This is a genomic window from Pseudomonas sp. Irchel s3b2, assembly GCF_900187445.1.
GTDB lineage: Bacteria > Pseudomonadota > Gammaproteobacteria > Pseudomonadales > Pseudomonadaceae > Aquipseudomonas.
This window is the reverse complement of sequence record NZ_FYEB01000008.1, coordinates 43725-59845: the sequence shown is the minus strand read 5'-3', so window position 1 is coordinate 59845 and position 16121 is coordinate 43725. Positions and strand designations below refer to the sequence as shown.

The window sequence follows — 16121 nt, the reverse complement described above, 5'->3', positions numbered from 1 at the left end:
CCGTTGTCGGTTGCTGATGACGAGAAATGACGGAACATTGTACGGGCGAGATCTGCTGGCGTACAGGAGTGCGGCCGGCTGTGTCGCAGAGGGCGAGAATCTGCTCGCCCTCTGCGATGTTTCCTGAAAAGAGTCTACGACTCTTCCGCGACCGGGGTCTGAGTCGATTCCGGCGTTGGTGTCGGACCTGCGCGGCGGTTTTCCTGGAACCAGTGCAGGGCGATCAATAGCAACGTCGGAACGCCCAGCAGGGCGGTGATCAAGAAGAAATGGTGATATCCGAATTTTTCCACCATGACCCCTGAGTAGCCGCCGATCAGGCGGGGCAGCAGGAGCATGATCGAGCTTAGCAGGGCGTATTGGGTGGCGGAGAACTTGAGGTTGGTCAGGCTTGACAGGTAAGCGACGAACGCCGAAGTCGCCAGGCCGGAGCTGAAGTTATCCAGCGAGATGGTGACGACCAGCATCTGCAGATTGGCGCCCATGTCTGTCAGCATCAGGAATAGCAGATTGGTCGCGGCCGATGAAACACCGCCGATAAACAGAATGGGCAGGATGCCGAAACGCACGATCAGCAAGCCACCCATGCCGGCGCCGACCAGCGTCATGATCAGGCCGAAAATCTTGCTGACGCTGGCAATCTGATCCTTGGTGAATCCCTGATCGATGTAGAACACGTTGGCCATCACGCCCATGACCGTATCGGACATTCGATAGGTGGCGATCAGTCCGAGCAGCAGCAGGGCTTGCCAGCGGTAACGCAGGATGAAGTCGTTAACCGGTGTCAGCACCGGAGCCAAGCCACGGCGACCCATGGCCGACAAGCACAGGCCAGTTAGCGTGATATAGAGGATCGCCCGCAGGAACGCACGGTCTTCGAGCAACAGGTCGAGCACGCTGACGCCTTCGAACAGTACGCTGGCGAAGTCCGTGTTATAGAGCTGGGTGAACAAGGCCGGTACGGATACTAGTAGCACGATCAACACGAACACCGACGCCAATTGGTGCGCAAAGCTGTAGCGTCCGGCCTGCAATTGAGTGCGTAGCGGTACTGGCGGTTCGCGCATGAACAGGCTGGTCAGCAGCGCCGGGATCATCAATACGCCGAATAGCACGTAGGTGCCGGCCCACGCCGCATGCTTGTAGTTGAAGCCGGTGGAGCCGAAGCCTTCGGCGAAGAACAATGCGCCGGCCGTCGCCAACAGGGCGGCGACCCGATAACCGGCCATATAGCTGGCCGCCAGCGCGGCCTGTCGGGTGTCGTCGGCAATTTCCAGGCGATAGGCGTCGACAGCGATGTCTTGCGTCGCTGAGGCGAAGGCTACGACCACGGCAATGGCGATCAGCCAGGACAGGTGCTTCTGTGGGTCGCAGAAGCCCATGCCGATCAGGCCGAGAATCACCAGCGCCTGGGACAGCACCAGCCACGAGCGTCGTCGACCAAGCTTGCCGAGCAGTGGCAGGCGCCATTGGTCGAGCAGCGGCGACCAGACCCATTTAAAGGCATAGGCCAGGCCGATCAGGCTTGCATAGCCGATGGTTTCGCGGGCCACACCCGCTTCACGCAGCCAGACTGAAAGCGTCGAAAACACCAGCATGTAGGGCAGGCCGGCGGCGAAACCAAGCAGCAACAACACGAGAGTCGAGGGGCTGGCATAGGCGGCGAGCGCGGCGCGCCAGGTTTTACGGGGCATGGGCTGGAGTCTGCCTCAAGAATTACGGAAACAAAGCGCGCACTCTAACCGCTGTGCTCTACCGGGCGCCAGCCATGGCGCTGAATATCAACACGATTATTCAGGATACTGACGCCTTCCATGCGCAATCGGGCCCGTTGTTCATCCCCCGAAGGGCTGCCCACAGGCAGGCTGATCCGACCGCCGGCACCCAGCACCCGGTGCCAGGGTAATTTGGTGTCCCCGGGCAGTTGGCTGAGCGTTCGCCCGACCCAGCGAGCGGCACGCCCCAGTCCCGCCAGCTCGGCAAGCTGGCCGTAACTCACGACTTTACCCTCGGGCACTTGTGCCAGAGTCAGGTAGAGCGCCGTGCGTCGGATTTGCGCCGCGCTTTCGGTTTCAGCGGTTGAGTCGGTCACGTCCCGGGCTTCCTGAAAAAATGCGCATTGACCGTTCGTAGAGTAAATCCTGGATTGCCCGTTGAGAAATGAACTCAATAGTAATAGTCGGGTCAGTCCTTGTCCGGGCCTTATTCCTATGGATAATGCCGACTTTTTTTCGCAATGTTGAGCCTTCGATTCGCTTATGTTGTCCAGAACCTTGCTGTGCCTCGCTGTCGTCAGTGCTTCCACTCCCTTGCTCGCCGATACCGTCTGGTTGAAAAACGGTGACAAATTGAGCGGCAAGATCATTCTGTTCGATGGTGGCAAGCTGCTGGTAGAAACCGAGTACGCCGGTGCAGTGCCGATCGATTGGAACAAGGTAAAAACCCTGGAGAGTGATCAGCATATGCTGGTCAAGCAGGATGCCTACAGCGGCGAGGTGGCCAAGTCACTGCACGCGGCGGAAGACGGCAAGGTCACTCTGGCCAATGGTGACGCACCCAAGACGGTGGAGCTGGCGAGCATCCAGCAGATGCTCAAGCCCAAACCGGTGGTCGAGGATTTGGTGTTGAAGGGGCATGTCGATCTGGCGCTGGATTACCAGCGTGCAGAAAAAGACACTGATGACTATGACGTCGACTTCAAGACCAGTGCGCGCCATGGTAGATGGCGCCACACGGCAGAAGGCGAGTACAACCGCGAATTCCAGGATGACGTGGTTACCACGGATAATTGGCGGGCTGAGTACGCTCTCGACCGTTTTCTGACCGAGAAATGGTTCTGGCAAGGTCGTTTGAACTATAAGCGCGACAAGGTCGAAGAGCTCTCTCGTCAGCGCACCGTGGGGACCGGTCCCGGTTATCAATTCTGGGATAACGAGCTGGGCGCCTTTTCCCTGGGCTCGCTGCTTAACCGCACGGACTATGAATTCTCCGATGGCGGAAAGAAAAACTTCTATTCGCTGGCGATGAAGTGGGACTACAACCGCTACCTGGTCGGCAAGAAGGTCGAGTTCTTCACCAATGGTGAGGTCGGCAAGCCGCTGTCGGGCGTGGCGGATTACGCACTCGATGCCGAGGTTGGGCTGCGCTACAAAGTCACCGATTGGGCGTCGCTGAACCTTAAGGCCGAGAAAGATATCATCAGCGGTAGCGATGAGGCTGACCTGCGCAAGACCCGATACACCGCAGGGTTTGGCGTGACCTGGTAAGTCGCCAAAAAATCGTCCGAACGCGGCCCGAGCCTGCGGCAGCTACAGAAACCGTGAACGCCGCGAACCCCCGTAGGAGCCGGCTTGCCGGCGAAGGCGTTTTCATCGGCGCTGCATGACGTGAGGCCGTCTTCGCTGGCAAGCCAGCTCCTACAGATGCCGTGAACGACGCGCCGAGCGCTGCGATCTTTTGTTGTCCATGTAAAACACACAGACACAAAAAAGCCCCGCTTTTAAGGGCGGGGCTTTTTACTAAAGCAGTTACAAGTTAGATAACTTGAACTTCTTCAGCTTGCATGCCTTTCTGACCGCGGGTAGCGATGAAAGAAACCTGTTGGCCTTCTTTCAGGCTTTTGAAGCCGTCGGATTGGATAGCTTTGAAGTGAACGAACAGGTCGTCACCGGATTGTGGAGTGATGAAGCCGAAGCCTTTTTCATCGTTGAACCACTTAACGGTACCGGTTTGGCGATTAGACATGGTGTAACTCCTTGAACAAAGATAACTGCGACGCAGGAAGAACCCTGGCCGAGACTGAGTGCAAAGAGCAGGAAAAATTCTTGTAGATGGTTGGATCGAAATTCAACATATCGTGTAGAGATTCTCAGTGACACAAGCAGCACAGTGGCGCCACCTTAACCCTTTTTCCGGAACGTGCCAATGGTTCTTGCGAAGGTTTCTCTGTTTTCATGACTGACGGTGCATCGAATAGCGGTGAAGGCCCGGAATTCATGGGGGATCGTCGAGAATTGTTTCCCGGACTTTGAACCCGGAGCGCCTGCCCGGTAAGATGCCGGACAGAATTTTTCCACCTCGCTATTCAGGACACCCGCCATGAGCATCAAATCGGACAAGTGGATTCGCCGCATGGCGCAGGAACACGGCATGATCGAGCCTTTCGTCGAGCGTCAGGTGCGCGGTAGCGACGATAGCCGTGTGATCTCCTACGGCGTGTCCAGCTACGGCTACGATGTGCGTTGCACCAATCACTTCAAGGTGTTTACCAACATCAATTCGGCGATCGTCGACCCGAAAAACTTCGATGCTGGCAGCTTCGTCGACATCCACAGCGACGTGTGCATCATTCCGCCGAACTCCTTCGCTCTGGCCAGCACCGTCGAATACTTCCGCATCCCGCGTAACGTATTGACCATTTGCCTGGGTAAAAGCACCTACGCGCGTTGCGGCATCATCGTCAACGTCACGCCGCTCGAGCCTGAGTGGGAAGGTCACGTGACCCTGGAGTTCTCCAACACCACCAATCTGCCGGCGAAAATCTACGCGAACGAAGGCGTGGCGCAGATGTTGTTCCTTGAGTCGGACGAAGAGTGCGAAGTCTCCTACAAGGACCGTGGCGGCAAGTACCAGGGCCAGCGTGGCGTGACCTTGCCGCGTACCTGAGTCAGCCGTCTGACAAATCGTTGGAATTCCTGAGCGGGCGTACACTCTATGGGGTGTACTGCTCCGATTCGCGCAAGGCGGATCGGGCCATCGCTCAGGAGTGCTTCATGAAGATCGATCCACGAATAACTGCCGAACTGGCAAGGCTTGAGCCCAATCAGGTTGGCATGCTGGCCTGGTCCTTGTTGGCACATCCGCCAGTCAGCATGGCAGGGGGCATCCCCGGTCAGCCTGATCCTGATACCCCCAATGAACAGCCGACAGAACCCGGAGAGCCCACTCTTCCGGATGAGCCGCCACCCGCGCCAGTCGCCTGACCTGCTGCCGAAAATGAATGGCCCAATGCCAGTCAGTTAAGCGAAATTCCTGTAGGAGCGAGCTTGCTCGCGAAAGCGGTGTATCAGGCGACATCAATGTTGACTGTACCGCCGTCTTCGCGAGCAAGCTCGCTCCTACAGGGGAGTGGGTTACTTGAGGTTACCGCTGAGGAACTGCTTCAGCCGTTCACTCTTCGGATTGCCCAGCACATCTTCCGGCGCACCTTCTTCTTCCACCAGACCCTGGTGCAGGAACAGCACCTGGCTCGATACCTTGCGGGCAAAGCTCATTTCGTGGGTGACCATGATCATGGTCCGGCCTTCTTCGGCCAGGCCCTGGATGACCTTGAGCACCTCGCCCACCAGTTCCGGGTCGAGCGCCGAGGTCGGTTCGTCGAACAGCATGACTTCCGGTTCCATGGCCAGTGCGCGGGCAATGGCTACCCGTTGTTGCTGGCCGCCCGAAAGGAACGCAGGGTACTGATCCGCCACGCGTGCCGAGAGGCCCACCTTGTCGAGGTAGCGTCGGGCACGGTCTTCGGCCTCTTTCTTGCTGCAACCGAGCACCCGGCGAGGGGCCATGGTGATGTTCTCCAGCACCGTCATGTGGCTCCACAGGTTGAAATGCTGGAACACCATGGCCAGGCGGGTGCGGATTCGTTGCAGTTCATTGTCATCGGCGACGCGCATTCCATGACGGTCGTGGATCATGCGGATCGGCTGGCCGTCCATGGTCATGGCGCCGTCGTTGGGTTGCTCGAGAAAATTGATGCAGCGTAAAAAGGTGCTTTTGCCTGAGCCGCTGGCGCCGATCAGGCTGATGACGTCGCCGGTTTTGGCCTTGAGCGAAACGCCTTTGAGCACCTGATGATCGCCATAGCTTTTATGCAGGCCTTCAATGGTCAGTTTGTACATGGGGCATGCATCCTCAAGGCGAAAGTAGGTAGCCGCTGCGATAGGCTTCGGTGCCCGCGACGTGGGCGATCACCATGCCGGCAGTGGCCATACGCCGCAGTGAACGGGCGTACATCAGCCCGGCGGCGGTGCAATGAACTGGGGTGACGCGATCATTGATCGGGTCGATGACTTCGGCGATCAGTTGCCCTGCCTCCAGGTATTCCCCGGGTAAGGCAGTGAACACCAGCAATCCGCCCACGGGTGTCGCCACCGGTTCAACGCCGGCCAGCGGCGTGGCCGGGTAGGGCAGTGCCGGTAATGGCGCCGGCTCACCGGCAATCGCGCCGAAGTGAATCAGATAATCGATCAGCGCCTGACAATCGAGGCTGGCCAGCGGGTGGTTGACGTCACCCTGGCCGCGCAATTCGACGGTGACTGAAAAACTGCCCAGCGGAATTTCGAACTGCTCGCCGAAGCGCTCTTTCAATTGCCACCAGAGCAGGGTGAAGCATTCATCGAACGATTGGCCACCCGAATCGGTAGCCAGCAGGCTGGCTTCGGAACCAATGTAGCGCGCCAGCGGCTCGACCTGCGGCCAGGCCTCGGGCGTGGTGTAAAGGTGCGCCACGGCTTCGAAATCGCAATGCAGGTCCAGCACCATGTCTGCATCGCAGGCCAGTCGTTGCAGGGTCAGGCGTTGGGATTGCAGTTGGGTGCTGGCAGTTTGCTTTGCCAACGCCTTGCGCAGGCTGTCGCGGATCAGTTCGAGGTTACGTTGCGGATCGTCGCCGAGCAGGCCTTCGATCTCGTTGCCGACTTCTTCACTCAAGTCGACGAACCAGCGATTGAAATTCTGCCCGCTTTCCAGCTCGTAACGGCCCAGTGGCACGTCCATCAACACCTGTTCCAGGCCGGCCGGGTTGGCCACGGGCACCAGCACGATTTCGCTGCGCAGCCGGCCAGCGGCTTCCAGCTCCGCCAGACGTTGCTTGAGGTGCCAGGCCACCAGCATGCCGGGCAGTTCATCGGCATGCAGGGAGGACTGTATGTAGATCTTGCCTTTGGCCGACGGCGGGCCGAAATGGAAGCTGTGAATCTGTCGCACGGTCCCCGGCAGCGGGGCCAGCAGGTCATGAATCTGGTGGCGCATGAACGAATTGTCCTAGTGAGTCGGCCCGAGGAAGGCCAGCCATCGGCGTTCGGCGAGGCGGAACAGGCCGACCAGTGCAAAAGTAACGGTCAGGTAGATCAGTGCGGCGATGCCGAATGACTGGAATGTCAGGAAAGTCGCAGAGTTCGCATCGCGAGCGACTTTCAAGACATCCGGGATAGTTGCGGTGAACGCCACGGTGGTCGAGTGCAGCATCAGAATCACTTCGTTGCTGTAATAAGGCAACGAGCGTCGCAGGGCCGACGGCATGATGATGTAGGCATAGAGCTTCCAGCCTGACAGACCGTAGGCCTTGGCCGCTTCGACTTCACCATGCGCCATGCTGCGAATCGCCCCGGCGAAGATCTCCGTGGTGTAGGCGCATGTGTTCAGGGCGAACGCCAGGATCGTGCAGTTCATCGCATCGCGAAAGAACGCATCGAGGACTGGCTGGGCGCGCACGGCCGCCAGGCTGTAGATGCCGGTGTAGAAAATCAGCAGCTGGATATACAGCGGCGTCCCCCGGAACAGGTAGACGTAAAATTGCACCGGCCAGCGGATGTAGACCTTGGGCGAAACCCTGGCGATGGACAGCGGGATCGACACTACAAAACCGATGCAGATCGAAGCGCTGAGCAGCCACATGGTCATGGCCAGGCCAGTGATGTTATAGCCGTCGGTATAAAGGAAGGGTCTCCAGTATTCCTGCAAGAGTTCGATCATCGTACGGCCTCCCGGGAGCCAGCGGCGTAGCGGCGTTCGAGCCAGCGCAGGACGACGTTGGAGGCGCTGGTGATCACCAGGTAAATCAGGGCTGCCAGCACCAGGAAGTAGAACAGTTGATAGGTGCTTTTACCGGCGTCCTGCGCGGCCTTGACCAGGTCGGCGAGACCGATGATCGAAACCAGCGCGGTGGCCTTGAGCATCACCATCCAGTTGTTGCCGATGCCCGGCAGTGCGAAGCGCATCATTTGCGGAAACACCACGATACGAAAACGCTGACCGCGTTTGAGGCCATAGGCAGTGGCGGCTTCGACCTGGCCCCGCGGTACGGCGAGGATCGCGCCACGGAAGGTTTCGGTGAAGTACGCGCCATAAATGAAGCCCAGGGTGATGACCCCGGCGCTGAACGGGTTGATCTCGATGTATTCCCATTCCATGAAGTCGGTAAACGAGGTCAGCCAGGTTTGCAGGCTGTAGAAAATCAGCAGCATCAGCACCAGGTCGGGCACCCCGCGAATCAGCGTGGTGTAGAGCTGGGCCAGTATCCGCAGCAGTTTGACTTTTGACAGCTTGGCGCTGGCGCCCAGCAGGCCGAGCAACACGGCCAGCAAAAGTGACAACACCGATAATTTGATGGTCATCCAGGTGCCTTCCATCAGCAACGGACCGAAGCCCTGGAGGCTGAAGGCAGAAAGCCCCAGGCTTTGTAATAGGTTTTCGAACATAAATCAGCAACCTGATCGGGTGAAAAAAGCGCCCATCGCGAGATGGGCGCCGGGCATTATTTGCCGCTGTACAGATTCAGGTCACCAAAGTGTTTCTTCTGAATGGTGGCGTAGGTGCCATCGTCGTGTAACGCTTTGATACCTTTATTCAAAAGTTCTTTGAGGTCTTTGTTACCTTTAGAGATACCGATAGCTGTTTTAGCGGGCAGCAATTCGCTGTCGACTGGCTTGCTGACTTCGTAATCGGCGCCTTTTGGCGACTTCAAGAAGCCCAGTTCGGCTTGCAACATGTCCTGGATCGCTGCGTCGAGACGGCCGGAAGTCAGATCGGAATACACCTGATCCTGGTTCTGATAGGCCTGGGTTTTCACGCCAGCCTTGTCCAGCACGGCCTTGGCGTAGGCTTCCTGGATGGTGCCTTGCTCGTAGCCTACGGTCTTGCCCTTCAGCGACGCGACATCTTCGCTCAGGCCGGAACCTTTCTTGAATACATAAGCGGTTGGGCCGGAGAACAGCTCGTCGGAGAAGTCGATGACTTTTTCGCGGGCCGGGGTGACGGTCATCGAAGAGATCACACCGTCGAATTTATTGGCCTTGAGGCCCGGAATCATACCGTCGAAATCGCTTTCGACCCATTTGCACTTGACCTTCAGCTCGGCGCAGATTGCATTGCCCAGATCGATGTCGAAGCCTACCAGGCTGCCATCGGCTGCTTTGGACTCGAACGGCGCGTAAGAAGGGTCAACGCCAAAACGCAATTCTTTGTATTCCTTGGCCAGCGCGGAGCCGGCAGCCATGCACAACGCCAGTGCAGAAAGGGTCAGCAATGCTTTTTTCATTATTCAATCCCTAAGAACCAATATGAGCGCTTGTGGCGCAGAAGTACTGTTACTGGAAAGCGTAAGACCTATTAAAAGTAGCAATTTCCGAACCAGAGTGCCGAACAAGCGTTTAAAAGGTAATACAAGAAGTGGCAAAGCGCGATCTGTGCACGAAAATGGGCATCGACAGATCCTTGCGCCAGGGCAGTGCGCAATGTGGTGAGGGGCTCACCTCTAATGCCCAATCTGCTCTGTAGGAGCGAGGCTTGCCCGCGAAGCTTTTCGCGTACTTGAGGACGCCTTCGCGGGCAAGCCTCGCTCCTACAGAGCAGGCTTCGCCAACTGCGATCTACAGAAATCAGTTCAGGTAAGCAAATCCTGCAACGTCGCCAAGCTGTCAGCTTCCTCCACCGACTTGTCCTGCCGCCAACGCAGCATCCTCGGAAACCGCACCGCAATGCCGCTCTTGTGCCGTTTCGACAGGGCAATGCCCTCGAACCCCAGCTCAAACACCAGGGTCGGCTTCACACTACTCACCGGTCCGAATTTTTCCACCGTGGTCTTGCGTACGATGCTATCGACCTGCCGCATTTCTTCGTCAGTCAACCCGGAATAAGCCTTGGCGAAAGGCACCAGCGTTCGCTCGCGGGCAGAGGGTGGGCCGTCCCACACGGCGAAGGTGTAATCAGTGTAGAGACTGGCCCGGCGGCCATGACCCTGCTGGGCATAGATCAGCACCGCATCGACACTGAACGGGTCGACTTTCCATTTCCACCACACGCCCATGTCCTTGGTCCGCCCGACGCCATACAGCGCATCGCGGGCCTTGAGCATCATGCCTTCGACGCCCAGCCTGCGGGAGGCTTCCCGTTGGCGGGCGAGGTCGAACCAGTCTTCGCCGGTCAGCACCGGCGAGCTCAGTAACACCGGGTTTGCGCAGGTGAGGATGAGTTGCTCCAACTGACTGCGGCGCGTGGCCTGAGTCTGGTTACGCCAATCTTCACCCTGCCATTCCAGCAGGTCATAGGCCAGGATGACCACGGGCACTTCATCGAGGATTTTCTTGCTCAGCGTTCTACGGCCGATCCGCTGTTGCAACAGGGCGAAGGGTTGCACGGCGGGTGACGACGGCGATTGCGGCTCGAAGGCGTCTTTGGTACCCGGTTGTGCAGCTTTCCAGGCGACGATTTCACCATCGATCACCGTGCCGTCGGGTAAGTCGTGAACCAGGCTGTCCAGTTCGGGAAAGCGTTCGCTCACCAGTTCTTCACCACGCGACCAGATCCACAAGCGCCCGTCGCGCTTGACCACTTGAGCGCGGATGCCGTCCCACTTCCATTCCACTTGCCATTGGCTGGCCGGACCGAGCAGGGCTTCGAACTGTTCGACTGGGTGCGACAACGCATGGGCGAGGAAAAACGGGTACGGCTGGCCACCCCGTTGGGCATGCTCATTGGGTGATTCGGCGGCGATCAGCTTCAGGTAACTGGCGGCGCTCGGGCGATTAGACAGATCGGTGTAACCCACCAGCCGCTGGGCCACGCGTTTGCTGTCGAGCCCGGCCATCGCCGCCAGGGCGCGGGTGACCAGCAATTTGGAAACCCCGACGCGGAAACTGCCGGTGATCAATTTGATGCACAGCATCAGACTCTGACGATCCAGTTGCGCCCACAGGGCCGGCAAGCATTCGGCGAGGGTCTGCGGGGGCGCGTTACGCAGCGGCAGCAGTTTGTCTTCAATCCACACCGCCAGCCCGTCGGTAGAGGTGTGGTGCGTTTCAGGCAGCACCAGCGAGATGGTTTCCGCCAGATCACCAACGGCCTGATAACTTTCTTCGAACAACCAGGGCGAGAGCCCGGAAAACGCTGTGGCCATTTCCCGCAGCATTCGTACCGGCACCAATTGCCGAGGTCGCCCACCGGACAGAAAGTACACCGCCCAGGCGGCATCTTCGGGCGAGGCTTGGGCGAAATAGCTCTGCATCGCCGCCAGTTTGGCGTTGCTTGAGGTGGTGGCATCGAGTTCGGCATACAAGTCGGCGAAGGCTTTCATGCCAGCACCTCGGCGCGCTCGGGTTCGAGGACGGTGGTGTCTTCATCATCGCCGTATTCGGTGCTGAAACTCATGGCATCGAGGCCTAGTTCGCGTAGATGGCGAACCAGTACTCCAATCGAACCATGGGTGACGATCACGCGTTCGGCTCCGGTTTGTTCGATGGCCCAGAGCAGGCCGGGCCAGTCGGCGTGATCGGACAGCACGAAACCGCGGTCCACGCCGCGCCGCCGCCGTGTCCCGCGCAAGCGCATCCAACCGCTGGCGAAGCCATCGCTGTAGTCACCGAAACGCCGTACCCAAGGGCTGGCACCAGCCGAAGGTGGTGCGAGGACCAAGGCCTTGCGCATCATCGGGTCATGTTTTTTTACTGCACCGGAATAGATCGTTGGCGGTATATAAATGCCGCTCTCGCGATAAATCCGATTGATGGGTTCAACCGCGCCATGTACCAGAATGGGGCCGAGGCTGGCATCGATGCCGTGGAGAATCCGCTGCGCCTTGCCGAAGGCGTAGCAGAGCAGCACGCTGGTTTTGTCGACTGCGGCGTTGGTCTGCCACCACTGATTGATCTCGGCAAAGATTTGCGTCTGGGATTGCCAGCGGTAAATCGGCAGGCCGAACGTCGATTCCGTGATGAACGTGTGACAGCGCACCGGCTCGAATGGCGCACAGGTGCCGTCGGGCTCGGTCTTGTAATCCCCCGAGGCGACCCAGACCTCACCGCCGTATTCCAGCCGTATCTGGGCCGAGCCGAGTACATGGCCCGCAGGGTGGAAACTCAGTTTTACGCCGCGGTGCAGCAACGGCTCGCCATAGGGCAAGGGTTGCAGATTGATGTCCTGGCCCAGGCGCGCACGCAGAATGCCTGCACCCGGTGCCGCCGCCAGATAATGTTGATTGCCACGGCGAGCATGGTCGCTGTGGGCATGAGTGATTACCGAGCGTTCGACCGGCTGCCATGGGTCGATATAGAAATCCCCGGGCGGGCAGTACAAACCTTCAGGACGAGCGATAACAAGGTCCATATTGTTACCAGAATGGATTGGCCTGTTAGCTAGGAGGTTTACGCGAAGCGAGAAGTTCTATTTATTTTCAAGGAAAAATGGAGGCGTTAATCAGGCCGCATTCGCAAGCAAGCCAGTTAAGGTTTTTAGAGAGGAACATCGCACTTGTGGCGAGGGAGCTTGCTCCCGCTGGGGCGCGCAGCGGCCCCGAATCTGCCACCGCGGGAATCCAGATAGAGCACCGGCGACTGCTTCGCAGCCGAGCGGGAGCAAGCTCCCTCGCCACAATGGATTTCCAGCATCAAGGGGACCGGCAGCATGCTTTCGCGAGCAAGCCCGATCCCTCTCGAGGTCACTTGCCAGGCGTCAGCGTCAACCGCGTCTTGCCATACACCTTGTCAAAGTTCTGCGGCTGCATCGGCAGGCTCATGTATTGCCCCTTGAGCCATGGATCGACGCTATCGAGATAGTGCGGGCTGGCCGGGTTGCCGGACTGGCCGGTACCGTTCTGGCCCATCAGCGGTTCGGCCTGGCCGAAATCGACGATAAAGCGCATGGCCGGTGCGAGCGTGGTGTTGAAGTCCTGACCCCAGGTGAACGCGGCAGTGTTGAGTGTGGTGTGGTCGCCGCCGGCCGCCAGAGGACCGCGCACGGTCTGGCCACTGGCGTTTTTCCACTCATAACGGTGCAGTTTGCCCCACTGCCAGGCTTTGTGATCGCCACCCAACTGGCTGTCACCCGCGCTGATCGCCGCTGCCAGGCTGCGAGCGAGGATCACCGGCTTATCTTCTTTCTGCGGTGTGCGCAGGTCGTCCCAGAACGGACTGTCCTCACGGCCCAGCAGATGATCGGCCTGAGCCGCGTAAGACAACTTGCCATTGGCGATAAAGGCTTTCCACGCCGGGGTGCTTTGCGGGCCGAGTTCGTCGAGGAAAATCTGCTTAGTGCTTTCCTGCAGGAACAGCTCGTAAATCGCCGCGTCGGCGGAGGTCGGGCTGAGTTTGCCGTCGAAAGCCATCAAGCGCGTGTAAGCCTCGCGAGCCTTGCCGCGATCAGCCTCCGGCAGCGCTTCGATGGCCTGTTTGAGTGGCTGAGCCATGCCCGGCGCTCCAAACATTTTCTTCAGCTTGGCGGCAAAGGTGGTGGACTGATCGTATTGCATGGCGATCAGGCTACGTGTGTCGTGTTTGCCCACAGCCGCCAGTTCGGCCATGCGTTCGCCGCGCTCCGGTGCCGACCAGGAATTGGACAGCTGCATGCCGTAGCCATGGGGAATGACCCGTTGGTTGGCGGTGCCGAGCCAGCCTTGAGCCGGGTCCTGGTCATACGGATGGAGCATCGGGTCGGCGTAACCGTCCCAGTCGTAACGACCTTCCCAGCCCGGCGACGGCAGCAAGCCTTCGCCTTCGCGACGGTTCGGGTAGCGACCGGTGACTTGCCAGCCGATGTTGCTGGCATCGGCAAACACCAGATTCAGGGCGATGGCGCGTATTTCACGGCTGGCGTCCGAGGCTTTCTCGACGCTCTGCGCTCGGGACAGATCGAAAAAAGCGTCCAGGGTTTTATCGTCGGTGAAGTTCGGTGTTTGCAAGGCCAGGCCGAAACCATTCGCCAGTGCGGTACTTTGGGCGCTGTTGAGCAGTGGCCCGTGGCGGGTTTCGTACACCGCTTCGCGAATCGGCCGCTGGCCTTTGACGAAGTAGGTTTCGTTGCGCACGATCGCCGGTTGCCATTTGCCGCCCACTTCGTAGGAAAGGCCATTGCCCTGGCGTTTGATTTTTTCCAGGAACAGGTCCTGGTTGTCGCCCATGACCGTGGTCATGCTCCACGCCACTTTGCCGTTAAAACCACCAAGCACCATGGGTAACCCGGCAATGGTCACGCCGGAGGCCTGGTATTTCGGCGCGCGAATCTGCACGTAACTGAACAGCGACGGCACGCCCAGCGGTCCATGGCTATCGCTGGCCAATAGGCTTTTGCCGCTGCGACTGCGTTGCGGGGCGATCGCCCAGTTGTTCGAGGACGTGGCGCCCAGCAGGTTCAGATCCGACAGTTGACCGGTGGCCTTGGTGATCTCGCTCAGCCCCGGGATTTGCCCGTTGAGTTTGATGCCCTGAAGTTTTTCGGCTTCAGCGACCGGAAGTTTTTCATCAGGGGCGGACGGCGCAAGCCACGCCAACTTGTCGGTACTGACGGTCTGGGCCAGCATCAGCGAGGAAATCTCTTCCGGCAGGTTCGCCGATTGACTGAAATTCAACAGGCAGAAAATCAGCGCCGAATCTTCCGGTTGCCAATATTCCGGCTTGTAGCCAGTGGCCGCGAGGTCCGCAGGCAGTTTGTCGCGGTAGCGGAACAGATAGGCGTTGACCCCACGGGCATAGACTTCGAAGAAACGCTTGAGGCGCGGCGAAGAGGCCTTGTACAGCTCAGCGGCGCTTTTCTTCAGATTGACCGCACGCATGTAGCGGTCCGCGTCGAGCAAGTCCGAACCGGACATCTCCGCCAGACGACCCTGGGCGAGCAAACGCAGAGTGACCATCTGGCTGATGCGGTCGCTGGCATGCACGTAGCCGAGGGTGAACAGCGCATCGTGGAAACTGTTGCTCTCGATCAGCGGCATGCCCATGGCATTGCGCCGAATCGAAACATTCTGCGCCAAGCCCTTGAGCGGCTGCACGCCAGAGGTCGGCGGGAGGGTGTCCTGAGTGTTCCAGGTCTGACAACCGGTCAGGCTCAAAACACCGGCCACTGCTGCGGCAACGCCGAACCGGGGAAGAAAATGTGAAAGGGCTGGCGAGGCCATGGCAAAGCTCCTGCGGGGGGTGGTGGCGCAATAAAGGCGCTACGTTAGTGAGCAGGAGGTGGCCGCGCAAGCGGCGGCGGGGTTATTTCTTTATTGATCGTTCCCACGCTCTGTGTGGGAGTGCAGCCCGTGACGCTCTGCGTCACATCCAGAGCCGAACGCGGAGCGTCCGTTGAAGCATTCCCACGCGGAGCATGGGAACGATCAGAGTGCAGGGCCTCAGGGTTTAGGCGGATTAATGAAGTGCTCAAGAGATATCGTCAGGTACGGACAGCGACCGCGAGCATCAGGTCGTCCTGTTTGCGTTTGATGGCTTGCCATTAGGAAGAGGTGATGCTGAAGTGCGGGGAATTCAATGCCCCGGCAGGAGAAAAGTCGGCATGGAGCTCAAGACAAACGCGGCGCTGATCATCATCGATCAACAAAAAGGCATCCTGCATCCCAAGTTGGGCCGCCGAAACAATCCTCAGGCCGAAGAGCGCATCCTGGAATTACTGGGGCATTGGCGCCGAACCGGGCGGCTGGTGGTTCATGTGCAGCATCTGTCCCGTTCAGCGGATTCAGTGTTTTGGCCACAGCAATCGGGGGTGGAGTTTCAGGAGCGTTTTCAACCATCGATGGGTGAGTGGCTGATTCAGAAACAGGTGCCGGATGCCTTTTGCTCGACGGGGCTGGAGGCGCGTTTGCGCGAGGCGGGGATCGATCAGTTGATCATCGTTGGCGTGGCGACCCACAACTCAGTGGAGTCCACGGCGCGAACGGCCGGGAATCTGGGTTTTGAAGCGTGGGTTGCGCAGGATGCGTGTTTCACCTTTGACAAGGCGGATTTCTTCGGTAACGCCCATCCAGCCGAGGAAGTACATGCGATGTCGCTGGGTAATTTGCATGGCGAATATGCGACGGTTGTGAACACTGCGCAGATTTTGTAGGAGCGAGCGATGCGGCGATCCGACTTGCCCGC

Annotated in this window: 15 protein-coding genes; 4 read left to right on the top strand and 11 right to left on the bottom strand. The window is 58.9% G+C overall.

The features are described from left to right. Positions 1 to 134 precede the first annotated feature (134 nt). Together CKW20_RS17830 and CKW20_RS17825 are read right to left on the bottom strand one after the other, a co-directional pair. Entirely contained in the window at positions 135 to 1694 is a 1560-nt protein-coding gene (locus CKW20_RS17830; protein ID WP_095054115.1) for an AmpG family muropeptide MFS transporter, read from the bottom strand. A 44-nt stretch (positions 1695 to 1738) separates the two neighbouring features. Next, positions 1739 to 2092, bottom strand: a complete 354-nt coding sequence (locus CKW20_RS17825; RefSeq protein ID WP_095054114.1) for an MGMT family protein — start codon at positions 2090 to 2092, stop codon at positions 1739 to 1741. Positions 2093 to 2258: 166 nt separating this feature from the next. Between CKW20_RS17825 and CKW20_RS17820 the strand changes: the two genes are divergently transcribed. Continuing rightward, on the top strand, positions 2259 to 3266 hold the full coding sequence (locus tag CKW20_RS17820) for a DUF481 domain-containing protein (RefSeq protein WP_095054113.1): 1008 nt from the start codon (positions 2259 to 2261) through the stop codon (positions 3264 to 3266). A 268-nt stretch (positions 3267 to 3534) separates the two neighbouring features. On the opposite strand, the gene CKW20_RS17815 is transcribed toward CKW20_RS17820, so the two are convergent. After that, positions 3535 to 3744 (bottom strand): cold-shock protein, encoded by a 210-nt coding sequence (locus CKW20_RS17815; RefSeq protein WP_002554837.1) that lies wholly within the window; start codon positions 3742 to 3744, stop codon positions 3535 to 3537. Between the two features lie 354 nt (positions 3745 to 4098). On the opposite strand from CKW20_RS17815, the gene dcd reads away from it, so the two are divergent. Together dcd and CKW20_RS17805 are read left to right on the top strand one after the other, a co-directional pair. Next, a complete protein-coding gene (gene dcd / locus CKW20_RS17810) occupies positions 4099 to 4665 on the top strand; it encodes a dCTP deaminase (RefSeq protein ID WP_007904652.1) in 567 nt (188 codons plus the stop codon). Positions 4666 to 4772: 107 nt separating this feature from the next. After that, positions 4773 to 4982, top strand: a complete 210-nt coding sequence (locus CKW20_RS17805) for a hypothetical protein (protein WP_095054112.1) — start codon at positions 4773 to 4775, stop codon at positions 4980 to 4982. A gap of 150 nt (positions 4983 to 5132) precedes the next feature. Here CKW20_RS17805 and CKW20_RS17800 read toward each other — a convergent pair whose 3' ends face one another. From CKW20_RS17800 to CKW20_RS17765, 8 genes are all read right to left on the bottom strand, one after another. After that, positions 5133 to 5897, bottom strand: coding sequence for an ABC transporter ATP-binding protein (locus tag CKW20_RS17800; RefSeq protein ID WP_095054111.1), 765 nt, complete (start codon positions 5895 to 5897; stop codon positions 5133 to 5135). 13 nt (positions 5898 to 5910) lie between these two features. Beyond that, a complete protein-coding gene (locus CKW20_RS17795; RefSeq protein WP_095054110.1) occupies positions 5911 to 7029 on the bottom strand; it encodes a succinylglutamate desuccinylase/aspartoacylase family protein in 1119 nt (372 codons plus the stop codon). A 12-nt stretch (positions 7030 to 7041) separates the two neighbouring features. Next, on the bottom strand, positions 7042 to 7752 hold the full coding sequence (locus CKW20_RS17790) for an ABC transporter permease (protein WP_095054109.1): 711 nt from the start codon (positions 7750 to 7752) through the stop codon (positions 7042 to 7044). Beyond that, positions 7749 to 8477 (bottom strand): ABC transporter permease, encoded by a 729-nt coding sequence (locus CKW20_RS17785; RefSeq protein WP_095054108.1) that lies wholly within the window; start codon positions 8475 to 8477, stop codon positions 7749 to 7751. Before CKW20_RS17785 ends, CKW20_RS17790 begins: the two co-directional genes overlap by 4 nt. Before the next feature lie 56 nt (positions 8478 to 8533). Next, positions 8534 to 9316, bottom strand: coding sequence for a transporter substrate-binding domain-containing protein (locus CKW20_RS17780; protein ID WP_095054107.1), 783 nt, complete (start codon positions 9314 to 9316; stop codon positions 8534 to 8536). Positions 9317 to 9661: 345 nt separating this feature from the next. Continuing rightward, a complete protein-coding gene (locus CKW20_RS17775; RefSeq protein WP_095054106.1) occupies positions 9662 to 11350 on the bottom strand; it encodes an ATP-dependent DNA ligase in 1689 nt (562 codons plus the stop codon). Next, positions 11347 to 12378, bottom strand: coding sequence for a ligase-associated DNA damage response exonuclease (locus CKW20_RS17770; protein WP_095054105.1), 1032 nt, complete (start codon positions 12376 to 12378; stop codon positions 11347 to 11349). Before CKW20_RS17770 ends, CKW20_RS17775 begins: the two co-directional genes overlap by 4 nt. Positions 12379 to 12709: 331 nt before the next feature. Then, positions 12710 to 15160: a penicillin acylase family protein gene (locus CKW20_RS17765; protein WP_095054104.1), complete on the bottom strand. Its 2451-nt coding sequence runs from the start codon at positions 15158 to 15160 to the stop codon at positions 12710 to 12712. A gap of 380 nt (positions 15161 to 15540) precedes the next feature. Here CKW20_RS17765 and CKW20_RS17760 point away from each other — a divergent pair, with 380 nt between their 5' ends. Beyond that, a complete protein-coding gene (locus CKW20_RS17760; protein ID WP_095054103.1) occupies positions 15541 to 16089 on the top strand; it encodes a cysteine hydrolase family protein in 549 nt (182 codons plus the stop codon). The last annotated feature ends 32 nt before the right edge of the window (positions 16090 to 16121 follow it).